Raw genomic sequence first — 676 nt, 5'->3', positions numbered from 1 at the left:
GAAAAATAGAAAAAGATTTTCTCTTTCAGAATCTCCATCATTTTCTTCATATTCCAAGCCGTTGCTGAGAGTAAGGCGTTGATTTGTGGGCCGGTTTCTCCCAAGAAGTAGTTTTGAGCCAGCCGAAAATTGGTTTTTAGATGCCCGATGATGGGCTCTATCGCCGCCCTGGTTCTGAATTTCTTGCGTTTTTTGTGTTTCTGGTAGGCGTTGTCTGCTTTTCTGGGCGCGCCCGGAATGGAGATTTTTACGCCCTTTATCTCCGTCTTCCCTTTTCCGCCGCGGTCGTAGACGAGTTCTTTTGGAAGCTGCTGCCCGCCGGTTTCCATTTGCTCCAAAAGCGGCTCGATGGTGTGTCCGTCATAAGGTGTGTGCAAAAATGCCTTAATGCCGAGAATGATTTTTTTCCCTTTATTGGAAGTGGTTATCAAACCGACCTTGTTCCCAAACTCGTACTGCTTGTGTGCCTTTCCTTTGGCAATGCACCGGGTAAACGGCTTGTGGATGCTGTAAACCTTGTCGGTGTCGTTTCTTTTTTGCGTGACCGCCTTGGTGTAGAGCGCCATTGATTCTTTATAAAACTCTTGCTGCTCTGCCGTGAAGTTGCGTTCAAGCTCGCGTATCAGCCTCATGGCGATGGTTTTGAGCTGCCTTTGGGATTTCCTTGCCAGTTTTG

General features: G+C 47.6%; 1 pseudogene. It reads right to left on the bottom strand.

The window, feature by feature from the left end:
* Positions 1–632: pseudogene (locus tag L0951_RS13660) on the bottom strand (IS5/IS1182 family transposase); the annotation flags it as partial.
* Between the last annotated feature and the right edge of the window lie 44 nt (positions 633–676).

The organism is Chryseobacterium sp. R2A-55, assembly GCF_021401085.1.
GTDB lineage: Bacteria > Bacteroidota > Bacteroidia > Flavobacteriales > Weeksellaceae > Kaistella.
This window is presented reverse-complemented; position numbering and strand designations above follow the sequence as displayed.